Origin of the sequence: Sporosarcina sp. 179-K 3D1 HS (assembly GCF_047228905.1) — a bacterium.
Classification (GTDB): domain Bacteria; phylum Bacillota; class Bacilli; order Bacillales_A; family Planococcaceae; genus Sporosarcina.
This window is the reverse complement of record NZ_JBFEGI010000004.1, coordinates 153,889-172,033: the sequence shown is the minus strand read 5'-3', so window position 1 is coordinate 172,033 and position 18,145 is coordinate 153,889. Positions and strand designations below refer to the sequence as shown.

The following is an 18,145-nucleotide window of genomic DNA, read 5'->3' as shown; positions in this document are numbered from 1 at the left end:
GATTGGGAAAGAAGGAACAGTTAGACGCACAACAGATCCTCGAAAAATACGATAAAGAGAACCAGTTTCGCCTGCAAATCGGGAAATGGGCATGGGTTGTTACCTTCCTCGGTGTCGCCCTGACTCTGTTCCATCTATATACCGGGTACTTCGGAACTCTCCCTTCCCAGAAACAAGGCGCCGTTCATCTGGGGACAGCGCTCGGTATCATTTTCCTGTTGTACCCTGCAAGAAAAGCATGGATGCGGACGCAAAAGACGGTTCCGTGGTATGACGTCGTCCTGGCATTCACAGCAATGTACGTTACGTATCATAAGATCATCTTTTTTGATTCGATCCTGCAGAGCCGGGTGTCAGGATACAGTCCATTGGATGTCGTCATTTCCATTATCGGGATTGCGCTCGTCCTGGAAGCGACCAGGCGGACGGTCGGGCTCCCGATCGTCATCGTGGCAAGCGTGGCGATTCTCTATACGCTTTTCGGGAAATATATTCCGACTCAAATCTTATCGCACCCTGGATTTTCACTCGACCGGATTACGACGAATCTGTGGTTCCGGGAAAGCGGCGTTTTCGGCACGCCGATTCAGATATCAGCAAAGTTCATCTTCCTGTTCCTCTTTTTTGGCGTCATTCTCGTTCATACGCCGATCGGGAAATTCTTTAATGATCTTGCTTTTGCGTTGACGGGCCGCTATACGGGCGGGACGGCAAAAGCGGCGGTCGTCGCGAGTGCGCTGCAAGGGACTGTGTCGGGGAGTTCAGTCGGAAACACAGTGGCATCCGGTTCTTTCACGATTCCGATGATGAAAAAAGCGGGATTCACCCCCGAATTTGCAGGAGCGACGGAAGCATCCGCATCGACGGGTGGACAGATCATGCCGCCGATGATGGGCGCTGCCGCGTTCATCATGATGGAATATCTTGGTGTGTCGTACGCCGTCATCATGTTGGCTGCAGTCGTTCCAGCCATCCTGTACTTTACTGGCATTTTCATCGGTACCCACTTCGAAGCGAAACGATTGAAGATCTACGGCTTGCCGAAAGCGGAGCTGCCGGTCTTGAAAACATTGATGGTCCAAAACGGGTATATGCTCATTCCGCTGTTTGTGATCATCGGGACGATTATGTCTGGGTTCACACCGCAACGGGCCGCGTTGTTCGGTATATTGTCCGCTTATTTCGTATCGCTCGTACGGAAAGAGTCGAGGATGTCGTTGCGGGATATCATCAATGTGCTCGAACAAGGAGCCCGGGTTGCTTTGCCGGTCATTGCGGCTGTGGCGACGGCAGGGATTATCGCGGGTGTCGTGAGCATTACGGGACTTGGGGCGAAATTTGCTTCGGGGGTCATCGCGCTATCGGGCGGCTTCCTCATTCTGGCGCTGTTCTTCACGATGGTCGCCTGCATCATCCTTGGAATGGGGCTTCCGACAACGGCGAATTATGTGGTCACTGCCACTATAGCTGCTCCGGTGCTGATCAATGAATTTGGCATCGCCCCGCTGGCTGCGCATATGTTCGTTTTCTATTTCGGCATTGTCGCAGATATTACGCCGCCCGTCTGTCTTGCCGCTTACGCGGGTGCGGGCATTGCAAAGGCGAATCCGTTCAAGACCGGGATTACCGCTGTCAAGCTGGCGATTGCCGCCTTCATCGTGCCATACATCTTCATCTACAATCCGATTTTGGTATTGGTGGATGTCACAGCGGTGAAGTTGATCCTCGCAATTGCGACGGCATTGGTCGGTATGATCGGGGTCAGCAGTGCGGTCATTGGTTACTTTATCCGGCCTTCCCGGCTGTGGGAGCGGGTCGTTCTCTTTGGGGCAGGCCTGTTGTTGATCATCCCGGAACTCCAGACAAGTCTTCTTGGATTGGCGGTCGTTGTCCTCGTTTGGTTCATTCAGAAAAAGCGGCAGGAAGATGGACCGCGGCCAGCGGCTTTACTATAAATGAAAAGCAGGCTCATCCGAAACGGGGATGGCCTGCTTTGCTGTTCAAGAATAGGCGGAAAGGATTGAATTACAAGCAAATGAATGGCTGATGCAAGTAAATCAGTGTGGATGCAAATTGTTTGTTAATAACCACTTTTATCCGCATTACAGTTATTCTGAATACTTCAGGGTAGTTGTTAAAAACATTTTGACAATTATAAAATTATGTGATAAGTTTTTAGTGAAACGATTCACTGAAACGTTTTACTCAATGTTTGAGTGTTTGACAGGAATAATTTAGGGGTGATTGAATCGGCTACCTTAAAGGATGTCGCAAAGGAAGCGGGAGTAGGAGTAACAACGGTTTCCCGATTTTTAAACAATGATGCCACTTTAAAGATTTCAAGCTCTACCAAAGAAAAAATAGAGTTGGCAGTAAAAAATCTGAATTATAGGCCAAACGCTATGGCAAGGTCCTTAAAGTCGGGAAAAACATTTACTTTTGGCCTCGTAATACCTGATTTTAATAATCCTGTGTATAGCAAAATTATTACTGGAGTTGAGCAGGCTTTAATTGAACAAGGATATGATCTATTGGTCACTAGTGATAAGCGTGCAGAAAAAAAAAGTTCCTACTTAAATTTAGTATCTGAAGGAAAAGTGGATGGGCTATTAATCGCTTCAAGTAAGTTGAACGATGAAGAAATTGAAAAGTTAAACGGAACTAATATTCCATATGTATTCATAAATCGTTTAGGCAAAGATGCGAAAAACTATGTAATTGCTAATGATGAAATGGGTGCGTATAAGGCTGTTTCCTATCTCTTAGATAATAATCATGAACAAATTATCCATCTCACCGGTGATATTGACACGGATACAAGTACGAGGAGATTACAAGGTTATAAGAAAGCTTTAACCGATCGACAACTTCAGGTAAATGACAAATTGATTATCCAAACAGAGTACACGGAGAAAAGCGGATATGAAGAAATGGCAGAGGTTTTACAAAAAGGAGAGTTGGATTTTACTGCGGTTTTTGCTGCTAATGTAAGAGTCGCCTTCGGTGCGATGGCTGCTCTTCGAGATTTTGGGCTGCGAGTTCCAGAAGATGTGTCGATAATAGGATTTCATGATATTACGCTTTGTACAATTACAGCTCCCCCTCTCACAACTATCAAAATCCCATTGTATGAAATGGGTATGAAGGCTGGAGACGTTCTGATCGATCTAATTCAGAATCATTCAGAAGAACATAAAATTGTCATTGAAGAATCTGAATTGATAATTAGAAACAGTGTAAAAAAATTAGAAAAATAGGAGGAAAAGATGCAAGCACATATGATAGATTCCGCTCTATATAGAGACTTATACGGAAATGAAAAAATGCGTTACATATTTTCAGATGTAAATATGTTGAAAAAGTGGATTGACGTAGAGAAAGCGCTAGCTCAAGCGGAATCGGAATTAGGGGTCATTCCTACAGAAGCGTATGAGGAGATAAGTAAAAATAGCTTAGCAGAAAAATTTAATGTAGAGGAGATTCGAAAGGGAATTGAAAGTACAGCACATCCTTTAATTACTTTCATAAGACAATTTGAGGAGAACTGTGCGGGAGCTTGGGGCGAGTATATCCATTATGGTGCTACTACACAGGATATTATTGATACTGGATTAATTCTCCAACTCAAAGAAGGTTATGAAGTTATATATAATCAAGTCGAGTCCATGATTGCTAGTCTTGAAAAAGTGACCATTCGATATAGACATACGATTATGCCAGGAAGAACACATGGCCAACATGCTCTCCCCATTACATTAGGTTTTAAGATTGCAACTTGGCTTTCTGAAATGCACAGACACCGAGTACGATTGGAAGAAATAACGGATCGTGTTTTTGTAGGTCAGTTGGGGGGGGCGGCCGGTACTTTAGCTTCTTTGCAAGAAAATGCTCTAGTCGTTCAACAGCGTACAATTGAAATTCTAGGTTTAAAAATACCTGACATTACATGGCATACTTCCCGGGATAATTTAACGGAGTTAGCTTCTGTTTATGCCATGATCGCGGGGACCATCGGAAAAATCGCGAATGAAATTATCAATTTACAGCGAACTGAAATCGCCGAAATCGAAGAAGGATTTGAAAACGGGAAAGTCGGCAGCAGCACTATGCCGCATAAGAGGAACCCGATGATTTGTGAGTATGTGGTGGGTCTTTCCAGACTGGTGCGCATGCAGTTGCCTTTAATTTATGATTCCTTAGTGCAAGAACACGAACGAGATATGGGGCTTTGGCTAGTTGAGCTAGAGGTTATGCCCGAGATGTCCACTTACTTAAGCAGAATGCTGGAACAAATGGAGCAAGTGCTGCAAAACATGAATGTCAATGAAGAAAAAATGCGGTCTAATGTGGATATTACCGGAGGCTTGATTTTAAGTGAACAACTCATGTTCTATATCTCTGGGGCTTTAGGTAAGCAGACTGCTCATGAAGTTGTGTATGAAGCGAGTATGAAGGCATATGAGAAAAACATCCCATTAATCGATGCAATTTGCCAAGATGAGCGGGTCACAACACATTATGGTCGTGAGGAAGTGGAAGGTTTCCTGAAGCCAGAAAACTATCTAGGCCTCTGTTCCATTTTTATTGACCAAGTCTTAAATGGAAAAAAGGACGAATGACGATGCCTTATTTGACAATGAAACTGATGGAAGGTCGTTCGATAGAGACGAAAGAAAAATTAGTGTATAACATGACGAAAGCAATAACAGAAAGTCTGGAAATCGAGCCAAGCGATGTCAGGATTGAGCTAATTGAATTGAAAAAAGGTTTTTTTGCAAAAGAGGGAAAGTTAGTTCGGGATAATGACTAAGGAGAAAGGCGGGAGGAACTTTGGAAATCAACTTTTTTGAAGCAACTGAAAATCTTTATAAGATAGACAAATCAGAAGCAACTTCTATTTGGTATGGGCTCAATCAAATCCGTTTTTTTGAAGAAGCGAGTATTAAGGCATATAAGAAAGGGTTAATTGGCGGGTCTGTGCATCCATATATTGGTCAAGAAGCTGTTGCCATCGGAATTTGCAGGAACTTGAATAATACGGATTATATGACAACCACTTATCGAGGGAGAGGACATGCCCTAGCAAAGGGAGCAGATCCATTCAAGTTATTCGCTGAAATGTTTGGAAGGAAGAGTGGTTATTGTAAAGGGAAGGGTGGCCCGATGCATATTGCCTCTAAAAAGCTGGGAATGCTTGGAGCAAATGGCATTGTAGCGGGAGGCATTCCGATCGCTGTCGGAGGTGCGTTAACAGCAAAACGTAAGGGAGAAGGGCAAGTGGCAGTCACTTTCTTCGGAGATGGTGCTACTAACCAAGGCGTTTTTCATGAAGCACTGAATTTAGCAGCCGTGCTGCAACTTCCAGTCATATTTGTTTGTGAGAATAATTTATACTCCGAAATGACACCCATTTCAGATTCACTGTTAAATAAAGATTTGGCAGAGAGAGGCATTGCCTATCATATTCACTCTGTCGTCGTCGATGGGAATGATCCATTGGCTGTGGATGCCGTTGCGAAAGAAGCTATTGAACGGGCAAGAAGCGGCAATGGACCGACATTTATTGAAGCAAAAACCTACCGATTATTAGGTCATATGTTTGGAGATAGCGAGACTTATAGAACAAAGGAAGAGGTACAAGAATGGTGGGCAAAAGAACCTCTGAAAATCTTCAAAGAACAGTGCTTGCAATATGAATGGCTTTCCGAAAGGGAATTAGAGGAAGTGGCAGAACAGGCAAAAGAAGAGATTAATGCTAGCTATGAGCAAGCTGTATTGGATGAGGAGCCGTCGTTAGAGGAGGTATATACAGATGTCTACTGATGAAAGATTAATTACTTATGCAGAAGCTTTAAATGAAGCCATTAGAGAAGAAATGGAAAAAAATGAAGATATCATCTTGTTAGGGGAAGATATAGGTCCTTACGGAGGTGTTTTTAACGTTACTAAAGGTCTGTTTGAAAAATACGGGGCGGACCGGGTGATTGATACGCCTATTTCAGAGGCTGGTTTCGCTGGCGCGGGTATAGGTGCTGCCATGACCGGATTGAAACCAATTGTTGAATTTATGTGGATTGATTTTACATTTGTGGCGCTGGATCAAATTTTAAATCAAGGGGCGAAGATGGCTTATATGTCGGGCGGACAAACTACGGTACCCATTGTTTTTAGAACGCAAGGCGGGGGCGGACGTGGAAATGCAGCCCAACACTCACAAAGTCTTGAAACTATTTTTGCTCATGTACCGGGAATGAAAGTCGTTTTACCTTCGAGCCCTTATGATGCGAAGGGACTTTTAAAAACGGCAATCCGAGAAAATTGCCCGGTTATGTTTATTGAGAATAAGCTTTTATACAATACGAAAGGCCATGTCCCTGAAGAGGAATATACAATACCTTTTGGACAAGCCAACGTATTAATCGAGGGCGAAGATATTACAATTGTAAGCATTTCTAGAAGTGTGCATCTCAGCTTGGAAGCAGCCGAGACATTAAAAGCGGAGGGCATCCATGCCGAAGTGATTGATTTGAGGACATTGGTTCCCTTAGATATCGAATCGATCAAAGATTCCGTGAAAAAGACGAATCGGCTCATCATTGTTCATGAAGCGGCAAAGTCTTTTGGGTGGGGCGCGGAATTAGCGGCCCAAATCTCGGAAGAAGTGTTTGATTATTTAGACGCACCTGTATATAGGATTGGGGCTAAAGATACGCCAATTCCTTACAATATGAAATTGGAAAAAGAAGTGTTGCCTAAAGTAGAAGATATTGTAGATGACATTAAAAAATCACTATATATGAAAGAAGGTTCAAGATGATAACAGGTCTTTGGCACACTAGCTTTACGGTGGAAAACCTGGATAAATCGATTCCATTTTATCGAGATCTATTAGGTCTGACGTTAATTCATGAACAGACCCAAAATAATGAATACACGAGAAAACTGGTTGGATATCCCGATGCCAATTTGAAAGTAGCTATGTTTTCCATTGATGGAGTAGATGTCGGCCCTTCAGGACATATATTAGAGTTGGTTGAATATGTATCCCCTAAAGGATTGGAAGTCCCGGAAGGAACTGCTCATACCCGCAGTGCTCACCTAGCTTTTAGAGTAACAGATATTTTTCAGACTGTTCATCGATTAACAGAACATGGCGTAGCGTTTAAATCTGAAATCGTGGCAATTCAAGAAGGGCGCAACAAGGGAGGCTACACTGTATATTTCAAAGATCCGGACGGGATAACTTTAGAGTTAGTTCAACCCCCATCAAAGGAGAGAGTGTAAATGTTTGATGTAGTCGTTATAGGCGGAGGAATTGGGGGCTATACGGCAGCAATTCGTGGAGCAAAAAAAGGATTGAAAGTATTGCTCATTGAAAAAGAAAAATTAGGAGGAACCTGTTTACATAAGGGCTGCATTCCTACAAAAATTATGTTGGAGTTATCAAAAAAAGTACAAACATTGAAACATAGTCATGAGTGGGGCATCAAGGCAGTCGACGCAAATAATGTAAAGAAAGTAGATTATCCCAAGTTTCTTGAAAAAAGAAAGGGGATTATAGATCAGCTTTTTTCAGGACTGCAATTTTTAATGAAGAAAAATAAAATTGCAGTAGTCGAAGGCCAAGCCGAAGCTGTTTTGAAAATGGCTGGAACCTATCTGATTAAAGTAAGAAGATCAACAAATGAAATTGAAGAATTTGAAGGGAAGCATGCCATTTTAGCAACAGGAACCGTCCCCCTTGTTCCAAGGAATGTGGATGAACAAAGTGAGAAAATCGTTACAAGCGACACTTTATTGGATTTAGATTATCTTCCCGATTCCATTTCAATAATGGGTGGAGGGGTTATTGGGGTAGAGTTTGCTACATTTTTCAGTGAAATGGGATGTGCAGTAAATATTATTGAGAAAGAAAAAAATCTGATACCAACGAATGATGAAGAGATATGCGATGAGCTAGAAAAGAGTTTAAGAAAAAAAGGAGTCAATCTTTTTTTGGGGCATGAAGTGAATTTAGAAGGAATAGAAGATAATGGAGATCATTTGAAAATTCCATTACAAAATAATAAAACAGGCTTAGCAGCCGCTATTACTTCAGATATTTTACTTGTAGCAACTGGCAGGAAGACTACATTTGCCAACCTTCAATTGAATTTTGATATGGAAACTGAAAATCACTTTGTGAAAACGAATAAATTTATGGAGACATCTCTTAAGGGATTATACGCTGTTGGAGATATCACGGGTTCCTGTCAATTGGCTCACGTGGCAGCACATCAAGGCAAGATTGCGATCGATAGCATTCTAGGTAACTATGTTGAGCCAATAAATGAACTGTATATTCCAAAATGTATATATACAAATCCCGAAATAGCAAGTATTGGTTTAACTGAATCCGAATGTATAAATGGCGGGAGGAAATTTAAAGTTGGTAAGTTCCACTACACAGGTAATGGAAAAGCTTTAATAAGTTCTAACAATCAAGGGTTCGCCAAAGTAATAACGGATATAAAGACAGACAAAGTGGTCGGGGTCCATCTAATTGGAGAAAAAGCTACTGAATTAATTGGAGAATTATCATTAGGAATGCTCCTGGAAACTACGTCTTGGGAAATGAGTACAGCGATTCACCCGCATCCAAGCATAAGTGAAATTCTTGGGGAAGCGGCATTGGCAGTTCAAGGATTAGAAATTAACGGTTGAGTAGGGGTGAGTAGAATGGCGGCTGAAATTATTTTACCTAAAATGGGATTAACCATGGATGAGGCAACAATTGTAACATGGCTTAAACAAGTTGGTGATACGGTTAATGAAGAAGAGCCGATCGTGGAAGTACAAACAGATAAATCCGTTTTGGAAGTGGAGGCGCCTCAATCAGGAGTCTTGACAGAAATCCTATATGAGGAGGGAGAATCAGTCCAGGTTGGGGAGATATTGGGGAGCATTGGGGGTTCGGCAGGAAGTAGTAAGGACGGTAATGCACAAAAAGAATCCATGTCAATTCAACCAGTGGTAATTGAAGAAGCGGAAAACTCTAGTCCTCAGAAAGCTACAGCAGCGCATACAAACCAAACTGAACGAATCCGCATATCTCCGGCGGCTAGAAGGTTGCTAAAAGAAAATAATCTTTTGGCTCATGAAATTGTCGGGAGCGGTCCTCTTGGAAGGATAGTTATAACGGACGTCTACAAAGCGCTTGATGCAAGGAACGGCAACATACCAAAACCAAGAGAGACAGTAAAACAGGTTGGTGCTGATATACAAAAAGAACCGGTCAGTGCTATACGTCAAGTTATCGCCACGCGGATGACCGATAGCTTTATGAACGTGCCTCAATTCCAATTGAATCGGAATATGAACGTTACCAATATGGAAACATTACGTAAAAAAGTGAATGAACTAGGTAATAAAGGCGTGAAGTTATCCATCAATGATTTTTTAATCAAAGCCGTGGCATTAGCAATAGCGAAGCAGCCAATTTTTAATAGCAGTTATGAGTATGGTGAAAAACAGCATGCAATTATAAAGAAAAAAGACGTCAATGTTGGTCTTGCAGTCGCAGTGAACGATAGCTTGCTAGTTCCCGTTATTTGCAAAGCGGATCAATTATCGATAATTGAAATCGCCAAGGAAAGGGACAGATTAGTTAACAAAGCCAAAGCAGGTAAACTAACGGTAGATGAGATGAGTAATGGATCGTTTACAATCTCAAATTTGGGTGCCTTTGGGATAGATGATTTTACTGCTTTAGTGAATCCCCCAGAGTCAGGCATTTTAGCGGTAGGCTCTTCCAAGCTTAAGCCAGTCGTGAATGAGCAAGGAGAAATTGAAGTGAAACCAATCTTGCGCTTATCGGCATCATTCGATCATAGGTTGATTGACGGCGCTGTAGGAGCTGTGTTTCTACAAAATCTTATTGAACAATTGGAATCAATAGACTGGGAACTATTCTAAGGTAGGTGATCGGTTAGATATGACATTCGGAGTAAAAGGAAAAAACGCTATTGTGACAGGGGCTTACCAAGGAATCGGAAAGTCAATTGCCCTTAAGCTGGCCAGCCACGGGGTGAATGTATTGCTGGTCGATTTAAATCCTGGTATCCATTCTATCGTCACAGAAGAACAGCATCAAGTGGAAGGGCAACTATTTTCATTTGTGACTGATTTAACAAACAGTGAAAATATAACGAATTTGGTGGAATTTGCAAAGGAAAATTTTCAAGTAATCGATATATTGGTCAATAACGCAGGAATTATGCAAACCAAACCATTTCTGGATATAACGGAGGAAGATTGGGACAGGGTGTTGTCCATTAATTTAAAGAGCGTATTTTTGTTGTCCCAAGCTATTGTAGCCCAAATGCTCACGCAAAAAGAGGGAAGGATTATCAATATTTCTTCGATAGCAGGAAGGAGCGGTCGACCATACTCCCCTCATTATGCCGCAAGTAAAGCGGGTATTATTAGTTTGACAAAATCCATGGCAGAAGCTTTTGGGAAACAAAATATAAGAACAAATGCAATTTGTCCAGGGGTTATTTTAACACCTATGATGGAAGAGATATATGAAAATAGAAGTAAATTGGGAGAAAGTCCCGAGGAAAAATTTCTGCAAACCATTAAATTAGATCGCTTGGGAACACCGGAAGATGTCTCGGATACAGCACTGTTTTTATGTTCCGATCAAAGTTCCTACATTAATGGACAAGCTTTGAATGTTTGTGGTGGGTATGAAATGGACTAAGAAAAAAGGGAGGACAATATTCATGAGAATTGATGCGCATCAACATTTTTGGGATTTTGATCGTGTACCCTATGTATGGCCCACCCAAGACGAAGAACCGATTTTTCGTAGTATCGAACCACCAGAATTAGAGGGAATACTGAAAGAGGTTCAGATTGATAAAACAATTCTTGTTCAAGCAGATAATTCCTACGAAGACACACAGTATATGTTGGAAATTGCTGAGAGATACAACTGGGTGGCTGGCGTTGTAGGATGGGTCCCTTTAGACAAACCGGATGAGACGGCTATTCGTTTAGAGAGTTTTTTAGAAAACCCATATTTCAAAGGGGTTCGTCACTTAATCCATTATGAAAAGGATGTCAATTGGCTAATACAGCCCCGAGTTATTGAGGGCTTAAATGTTTTACAAGCTAATAACGTGCCATTTGATGTTGTCGCTGTTTTACCGGAGCATCTCAAATTGATTCCTATACTTTCTGAAAAATTGCCTAATTTGAGAATGGTAATCGATCATCTAGGAAAACCGCCGATCGCTTCTGCTCAGTTTGAGCCTTGGCAGGAGCTTATAAAACAAGCCGCTTCCAATCCAAATGTATATGCAAAAATCTCGGGTTTAAACACAGCTGCTTCCGCTGATTGGGTAGCAGAAGACTTAAAGCCTTACATTGATATTGCATTTTCCTTATTTGGTGCTAATCGATTAATGTTTGGAAGCGATTGGCCTGTATTAAATTTAGCGGGTAATTATAAAGGGGTATTAGATTCAATCGAGACTGTGATGGCAGAACGCAACACTGAAGAAGTTAAAGATGTTTTTGAAAATACTGCCACTGAATTTTATCAGCTTTAAATTTAAAAGAGGTGAATGGCATGTTAAGAGTGGCCGGCATGATCCATATAAGCGATGAACACATAGAGGAATATAAAAAGCTGCATCGACAAGTATGGCCGGAGGTAATTGATCGCATTAAAAAAAGTAACATTCAAAATTATTCTATTCACCTTAAGGATAATACGTTGTTTAGTTACTATGAATATGTTGGAGAGAATTACGAAAAAGATATGGCTGAAATGGAGGGAGATGAAGCAACTCAAAGGTGGTGGGCTATTTGTAAGCCTTTACAAAAGCCGCTCGTCACTCGTTCGGAAAGTGAATGGTGGGCCGATATGGAAGAAGTTTTTTATATGAGATAAACCAGGGGGGAGAAAGAAGATGTTTGAGGTGGATTATAAGCCAAAAGTTCCTAGAAACAAAAATCTGCGAATTGGCATTATTGGTGCTGGCGAAATTGTGCGGGATGCCCATTTACCCGCATATCAATTAGCAGGCTTCCAAGTAATCGGTATTTATAACCGGACTTTTCATCGGGCTGAATCTGTCGCTCAACAATTTAATATTCCACATGTATTTAGAACAGTTGAAGAGTTAATCAACCATCCTGACATAGATATAGTAGATATAGCTGTAACCGCTGATTTACAACCGAAAATTGTTGAATTAGCTGCAAAAGCAGGGAAACATATTTTATGTCAAAAACCGCTTGCTGATACTATGGAAAATGCTAAGAAAATTGTTAAGCTAGGCGAACAACACAATGTAAAAATTGCGATTAATCAGCAAATGAGATGGGCTCCATCAATTAGAGCCAGTCACGATATTATTAGTAAAGGCCTTCTTGGGGAAAAAACAAATGCTTCAATCCAAGTAAATGTATTGACTCAATTTGAAAACTGGCCTTTTTTAAAAGAAATAGAAAACCTAGAAATAATGTACCACAGCATTCACTATTTAGATTCAATAAGGTTCCTGTTTGGAACCCCGGAATATATCTACGCGGATGGAGCGAAATTTCCAGCTCAGCAAGTGAAGGGTGAAACTAGAACTCTCATCCATATGAAGTTTCCCGGGTATGCGAGGGGCCTAGTCTACGATAATCATAATAACTGGTCAACACAAGATGACTGGTATGCAACTTATCGATTTGAAGGTACCGAAGGCATTATAAAGGGGCAAAATGGAGCCTTGTATAATTATCCATTTGGGCAAGAAGATACGATTGAGTTCACCTCAAATAAATTAATCAAAGATACATGGTTTAAACCAAATCTAGAAGGGAAATGGTTTCCTCACGCATTTATAGGAACAATGGGTGAATTGATGAGGGCTATCGAAGAAAATAGAGAACCTGAAAATAATGTGAATGATAATTTATTAACATTAAAAATGGTTTATGCTGCCTATCAATCAATGAAAGAAAATAGACCTGTATGGCTTGAAGAAATTAACTAAAAACGATAGAGGAGGCTGTAAAGTATGAAGGCATTCAATAAAATAACTCTAGTAATTATGTTGATCAGTATGTTGGTATTATCTGCATGTAATGGGGATGCGGGGAATGGTTCGGCTGAAGAGAAAAAATATGAAATAGCAGGTATTTTAATGCAATCGGATGTTGAGTGGTTTAAGCAAATTCAATTGGGTATGGAAAAAGCCGCAAAAGATTATGATGTAAGCCTGAAGATTGGAAACTCAAATTTGGATCTAGCTGAAGAATCCAATTTAATAGACACCTATTCTTCCCAAGGAATGGACGCTATTGTCATGTCTGCTATCGATTCATCTTCATCTACCCAAGCGATTAAACGTGCTATGGAGAAAAATGTCACAGTTATTAATTACAATACAAATGTCACTAAAGACGTTATGCAATACTTTGTAGGAATTGACAATTTTGAGTTGGGTGCTCAGGCCGGAAGAATCTTAGTGGACTATGTGAATGAGCATTTGAACGGGGAAGCAAAGCTAGGAATGGTTACACTTTCTATGTTTGAAGTAGGTAAAGATCGTGAAAGAGGTTTCCTTTCAGAAGTAGAAAAAGCACCGGGTATTGAAATTGTAAGTAAACAAGATGCCAATGGACCAGAAAATGGAATGTCAGTTGCTGAGACGATGATACAAGCTAACCCGGATATGAATGTCATGTGGGCAGCAAATGGCGGAACGACAATGGGAGTCGTTCAAGGGATTATTTCTAAAGGGCTTCAAGACCAAATTAAGTTCTTCGGGACAGATATGGATGTACAAACAGGCAATGCTTTGTTGGATAGTTCCAATCCATATCAAGCGGTCTCGACTCAAGACCCGGAAAAGATAGGCTATCAGTCTGTAGAAGCGGCGGTTAAAGTTTTGAAAGGTGAAGAAGTTGAAAGTGAAATTATTGTGGATTTGGACGTTTTTACAAAGGAGGACACGGAAAAAGTTCAACAATACGTAGAGAAATACTCGAATATTTAACGAGGAGTGTTGTGCATGCCAGAATTTCTACTTGAATTAAAAAAGATTACTAAAGCATTTGGAAATGTTCATGCGTTAAACTTTGTAGATTTTGATCTAAGGCATGGAGAAGTCCATGCCTTATTGGGTGCTAATGGAGCGGGAAAGTCTACATTAGTTAAAATGATATCCGGAGCATATGAACCAGATAGTGGGGAAATCGTACTAGAAGGATCCCCTATTACAATAAGTAGTACTCAAATGTCAAAAGACTTGGGAATTTCGATAGTCTATCAAGAGTTTAGCTTGTTTAATGATTTAAGCATTGCTGAGAATATTTTTGCAGGAAGAGTTCCTTTATTATCTAAATTTCCACCAATTATCGATGAAAATAAAATGAAAGAAGATGCAGAAAAAGCATTGAGAAATGTCGGGATTTCATTAGATGTTAAAAAGTTAGTAGGAGAACTACCGGTTGGTGAGCAGCAAATTATTGAAATTTGTAAAGCAATTTCTTTACAGGCAAAAGTGTTAATTTTAGATGAACCAACGTCGGCCCTGAACGCTCAAGAAATCGAGCAGCTGTTTAAAATCATTAAGAATTTGAAAGAACAGAAAGTCGGGATTATCTATATAACCCATCGATTAAGTGAATTGACTGAAATTTGCGACAGGGTAACAATAATGAGAGATGGAAAAAATATTGGAACTCACTCTATTAAAGAGAAAAGTATGGGAGAAATGGTAGATTTAATGTTGGGGGAATCTGGACAAGCTGCCCAAAAAGTAAAGAAAAATATTCAAAGTGATAAAAAGGTTTTGGAGATATTAAACTTGAAAACAAAAGATCTAAATAATATAAGCCTCTATGTTAGACCCGGTGAAATATTGGGGTTAGCGGGCCAAATGGGTTCTGGAAGAACAGAGATTTTCAAATCTATTTTTGGCTATGAAAAGATAGAGTCAGGTGTTATTAAGATTGAAAGTACGGAATTTAAAAATCCTGTAAGGAAAAAAATGATTCGAAAAGGAATTGGATTTGTTTCAGAGGATAGAAAAACAGAGGGGATCTTGCCGGGAAGAAGTATCAAAGAAAATATTGTTGTTTCCATTATGAATCAAATTACTACGAATGGATTTATATCCAACAAAAAAGAAGAAGAAGTATCCCAAACTGCGATTGCGCAGACAGGACTTTATCCGAATATTCCAAATCGAAATATTGAATTTTTAAGCGGGGGCAATCAACAAAAAGCCATATTAGGAAGATGGTTGGCCCTCGATAATTTAAAAGTGCTGTTGCTTGACGAACCTACCAGAGGTATCGATGTAGGGGCAAAAGGACAAATATATACGTTGTTAAATGAGATTACTCAAAAAGGAATTGCAATTATAATTGCCTCCTCAGATCTAGATGAATTAGTCCAAGTTACGGATCGGATCGTTATTCTAGATAATGGGAAAATTCAGCAGGAAATAAAAAATGAAAATATATCGGTCAATGATCTGACAAAGGCAATTTTAGGAGGGGAATAAATGATACAACAAGGTTTGCAGGAAACCAGTAAACTAAAAAAGTTTTCTCTTAAAGACTATTGGAAAACATATCAAAATATTCTTGGGCTGTCAGGTGTGTTACTACTATTAATCATCGTATTCAGCGTGATTGCCCCCAATTTTTTAACAACGAGTAATTTTATTGATGTGCTGCGACAGATGTCTATGATCTCGATAATAGCAATTGGAATGACGATGGTTATTATTACAGCGGAAATTGATCTATCCGTAGGTTCATTAGTTGCAGCAAGTAGTGCAGTACTCGGATTCTTATCAATATCGATGAATTTTAGTATTTGGATAGCAATGATATTGACTATTTTATTAGGGGGAGTCAGTGGGTATAGCATCGGCTTTTTACGGAATCGATATGGAATCCCAACATTTATTACAAGTCTTGGATGGTTATCCGTTTGGCGTGGCATTGCATACTTAATTACCGGCGGTTTTCCTTTATCTCCATTCCCGCAGGGGTTTTCCTTTTTAGGAAGTGGATTTATTGGGCCTATTCCCTTTGTCGTGGTGTTAATGATTGTACTTTATATTGCTTTCTATTACGTATTAGTAAAAACACCTTTTGGACGAAATGTTTATGCGGTGGGAAGTAATATTAAAGCAGCACAATTATCCGGGGTACCGGTGGCGAAAGTAAAAACAACAGTGTTTGTTATCACAGGGATGTTGGCTGCATTAGCTGGAATTATTCTTTCTTCCAGATTAATGTCTGGAAATCCAACAGTAGCCAATGGTTGGGAATTAGACGTAATTGCGGCGGTCATTGTTGGAGGTACCAGTTTGGCCGGAGGAAAAGGTTCCATCATAGGAACATTTTTAGGTGCATTATTTATTGCAGTATTAAGTAATGGCATGGTCCTCTTAGGAATTTCTCCATATCTACAACTCGTTGTTAAAGGTTCCATTATTGTATTCGCCGTAATCCTAAATGCTGTACAAATTTACGGCATTAAAGGAATGCAGAAAGACATTTCGTAAGCAGGATTAAATAGGAGGAGGACAAACATGAAAAGAACTTACTTGCAATTCGTAATAATCTTAACGCTGTTAGTTTTAGTAATGGTTGGTTGCAGCGACTCAAATAAAGCATCGTCTGAAGGGGCAGACGAAAAATTAAAACTGCGTATGGGATATGTTATGGCTGAAGGTTCCCCTACCCATCAATCTGCTAAGCAGTTTGCTGAAAATGTAGCAGAACGGACAAATGGAATGATTGAGATAGAATTATTTCCTAATTCTACGTTAGGCAGTGATGCGGATGTACTGGAACAAGCCAAATTAGGTACCCCGGTTATAGCTTACAATAACCCATCAGGTTTGCAAGATATGGCTCCTGACTTATCCGTTTTGGGTGGACCGTTTTTAGTAGAAGATTGGAACCAACTCCAAAAAGTAATCAACTCTGACTTTATGGAAGAGCAAGAGGCATTACTCCAAGAAAAAGGATTACGCGTATTGGCTTTTAATTGGTATTTTGGTGGGAGGCATGTTATCTCTGATCGTGTAGTGGAAATTCCAGAAGACCTTAAAGGTGCAAAAGTTAGATCCTCTCCACTCCCGATGTGGCAAGAAACGATCAAAGCCATGGGAGCCAATCCGACTTCTCTTGAATGGGCGGAGGTTTACCCAGGATTGGAGCAAGGGATTATTGTAGGAGCTGAGGCTCCATTGGAAACTCTATATTCAAGTAAGATCCACGAAGTGGCTGATCATATTTCGCTGACGGGCCATTTTAAACAAGTAAACGGCTGGCTGATGAGCGAGGATGTGTTCTCTTCATTACCAGAAGAATATCAAAAGATTTTATTAGAAGAAGCGGTAGCTGCCGGAGAATTGGCTACACAGACAACGATTGACAAGGAAAATGAATACGAGCAAAAACTTAAAGATGAAGGCGTTACGATCACACAGCCAGACGTGAATGCGTTTAAAGATGCCACTTCCGGAGTATATGACATCTTGTCAGAGAATTGGTCGGAAGGCACGTACGAGAGAGTGAAGGAAATTATTGGTAATTAACTTAACATAAAAATAGAGTAGGACAAACATTGTCTTACTCTATTTTTATCCAAGGGGGGAACTCGATGTTTTTAAAGATCATCTCACGGCTGGAAGAAACTGTCGTTAATCTGATTATGGTTGTGTTAGTAATCTTAACATTCACTAACGTCGTTCTAAGATATGTATTCAATTATTCTATTCCCGGTTCTGTTGAAGTATCAATTTTGTTATTTGCATGGATTGTTTTTGTCGGTTCTAGTGTAGCGATAAAAAATAAAACTCATATTAAGATTGATTTATTAGAAGCCATCTTGCCGAAGAAATACAAAAAAATTGTTTCTTTACTGATCAGTATAATGTTGGTAATCTTAGCAGCTTGTATGTGCTTTTACGGCTTCATATTTACATATGACGTTATGGGTGAAACATTGGGCGCTTCCAATATACCAAAGTCATTAGTTTACTTGGCCTTTCCAATTGGGTTTGGATTAATGGGAATACATCTCATGAACCAAATAGTCTTATCATTAAAAGAAATGTGGTGAAAACAA

18 protein-coding genes are annotated in these 18,145 nt (G+C 40.3%); all 18 read left to right on the top strand.

Annotated features, from left to right (window positions below; translation table 11 throughout):
* Window positions 1-2 precede the first annotated feature (2 nt).
* The 18 genes from AB1K83_RS08245 (at window position 3) to AB1K83_RS08160 (ending at window position 18,139) form a co-directional block, all read left to right on the top strand.
* Window positions 3-1,955, top strand: coding sequence for a TRAP transporter permease (locus AB1K83_RS08245; protein WP_413057700.1), 1,953 nt, complete (start codon window positions 3-5; stop codon window positions 1,953-1,955).
* Between the two features lie 285 nt (window positions 1,956-2,240).
* Entirely contained in the window at window positions 2,241-3,257 is a 1,017-nt protein-coding gene (locus AB1K83_RS08240) for a LacI family DNA-binding transcriptional regulator (RefSeq protein ID WP_413057699.1), read from the top strand.
* Between the two features lie 9 nt (window positions 3,258-3,266).
* Window positions 3,267-4,619: an adenylosuccinate lyase gene (gene purB / locus AB1K83_RS08235; protein WP_413057698.1), complete on the top strand. Its 1,353-nt coding sequence runs from the start codon at window positions 3,267-3,269 to the stop codon at window positions 4,617-4,619.
* 2 nt (window positions 4,620-4,621) lie between these two features.
* Complete coding sequence (locus tag AB1K83_RS08230) at window positions 4,622-4,810, top strand: tautomerase family protein (RefSeq protein ID WP_413057697.1); 189 nt, start codon at window positions 4,622-4,624, stop codon at window positions 4,808-4,810.
* A gap of 20 nt (window positions 4,811-4,830) precedes the next feature.
* On the top strand, window positions 4,831-5,823 hold the full coding sequence (locus AB1K83_RS08225; RefSeq protein ID WP_413057696.1) for a thiamine pyrophosphate-dependent dehydrogenase E1 component subunit alpha: 993 nt from the start codon (window positions 4,831-4,833) through the stop codon (window positions 5,821-5,823).
* The gene (locus AB1K83_RS08220; protein WP_413057695.1) at window positions 5,813-6,817 is read left to right on the top strand and encodes an alpha-ketoacid dehydrogenase subunit beta; all 1,005 of its coding nucleotides are present in this window, start codon (window positions 5,813-5,815) and stop codon (window positions 6,815-6,817) included. Before AB1K83_RS08225 ends, AB1K83_RS08220 begins: the two co-directional genes overlap by 11 nt.
* Entirely contained in the window at window positions 6,814-7,284 is a 471-nt protein-coding gene (locus AB1K83_RS08215) for a VOC family protein (protein ID WP_413057694.1), read from the top strand. The genes AB1K83_RS08220 and AB1K83_RS08215 overlap by 4 nt, the downstream gene beginning before the upstream one ends.
* Window positions 7,285-8,703: a dihydrolipoyl dehydrogenase gene (gene lpdA / locus AB1K83_RS08210; protein ID WP_413057693.1), complete on the top strand. Its 1,419-nt coding sequence runs from the start codon at window positions 7,285-7,287 to the stop codon at window positions 8,701-8,703.
* Window positions 8,704-8,718: 15 nt separating this feature from the next.
* On the top strand, window positions 8,719-9,954 hold the full coding sequence (locus AB1K83_RS08205; protein ID WP_413057692.1) for a dihydrolipoamide acetyltransferase family protein: 1,236 nt from the start codon (window positions 8,719-8,721) through the stop codon (window positions 9,952-9,954).
* A gap of 19 nt (window positions 9,955-9,973) precedes the next feature.
* Window positions 9,974-10,744, top strand: a complete 771-nt coding sequence (locus AB1K83_RS08200) for an SDR family NAD(P)-dependent oxidoreductase (protein WP_413057691.1) — start codon at window positions 9,974-9,976, stop codon at window positions 10,742-10,744.
* Between the two features lie 22 nt (window positions 10,745-10,766).
* A complete protein-coding gene (locus tag AB1K83_RS08195) occupies window positions 10,767-11,597 on the top strand; it encodes an amidohydrolase family protein (protein ID WP_413057690.1) in 831 nt (276 codons plus the stop codon).
* 20 nt (window positions 11,598-11,617) lie between these two features.
* The gene (locus tag AB1K83_RS08190; protein ID WP_413057689.1) at window positions 11,618-11,941 is read left to right on the top strand and encodes an L-rhamnose mutarotase; all 324 of its coding nucleotides are present in this window, start codon (window positions 11,618-11,620) and stop codon (window positions 11,939-11,941) included.
* 19 nt (window positions 11,942-11,960) lie between these two features.
* A complete protein-coding gene (locus AB1K83_RS08185) occupies window positions 11,961-13,037 on the top strand; it encodes a Gfo/Idh/MocA family protein (protein ID WP_413057688.1) in 1,077 nt (358 codons plus the stop codon).
* A gap of 24 nt (window positions 13,038-13,061) precedes the next feature.
* Complete coding sequence (locus AB1K83_RS08180; RefSeq protein WP_413057687.1) at window positions 13,062-14,042, top strand: sugar ABC transporter substrate-binding protein; 981 nt, start codon at window positions 13,062-13,064, stop codon at window positions 14,040-14,042.
* A 15-nt stretch (window positions 14,043-14,057) separates the two neighbouring features.
* Window positions 14,058-15,557: a sugar ABC transporter ATP-binding protein gene (locus AB1K83_RS08175; RefSeq protein ID WP_413057686.1), complete on the top strand. Its 1,500-nt coding sequence runs from the start codon at window positions 14,058-14,060 to the stop codon at window positions 15,555-15,557.
* Entirely contained in the window at window positions 15,558-16,571 is a 1,014-nt protein-coding gene (locus AB1K83_RS08170) for an ABC transporter permease (protein WP_413057685.1), read from the top strand. It begins immediately after the preceding gene.
* A gap of 27 nt (window positions 16,572-16,598) precedes the next feature.
* Window positions 16,599-17,612, top strand: coding sequence for a C4-dicarboxylate TRAP transporter substrate-binding protein (locus tag AB1K83_RS08165; protein WP_413057684.1), 1,014 nt, complete (start codon window positions 16,599-16,601; stop codon window positions 17,610-17,612).
* Window positions 17,613-17,677: 65 nt separating this feature from the next.
* Window positions 17,678-18,139: a TRAP transporter small permease gene (locus AB1K83_RS08160; protein ID WP_413057683.1), complete on the top strand. Its 462-nt coding sequence runs from the start codon at window positions 17,678-17,680 to the stop codon at window positions 18,137-18,139.
* Window positions 18,140-18,145 lie beyond the last annotated feature (6 nt).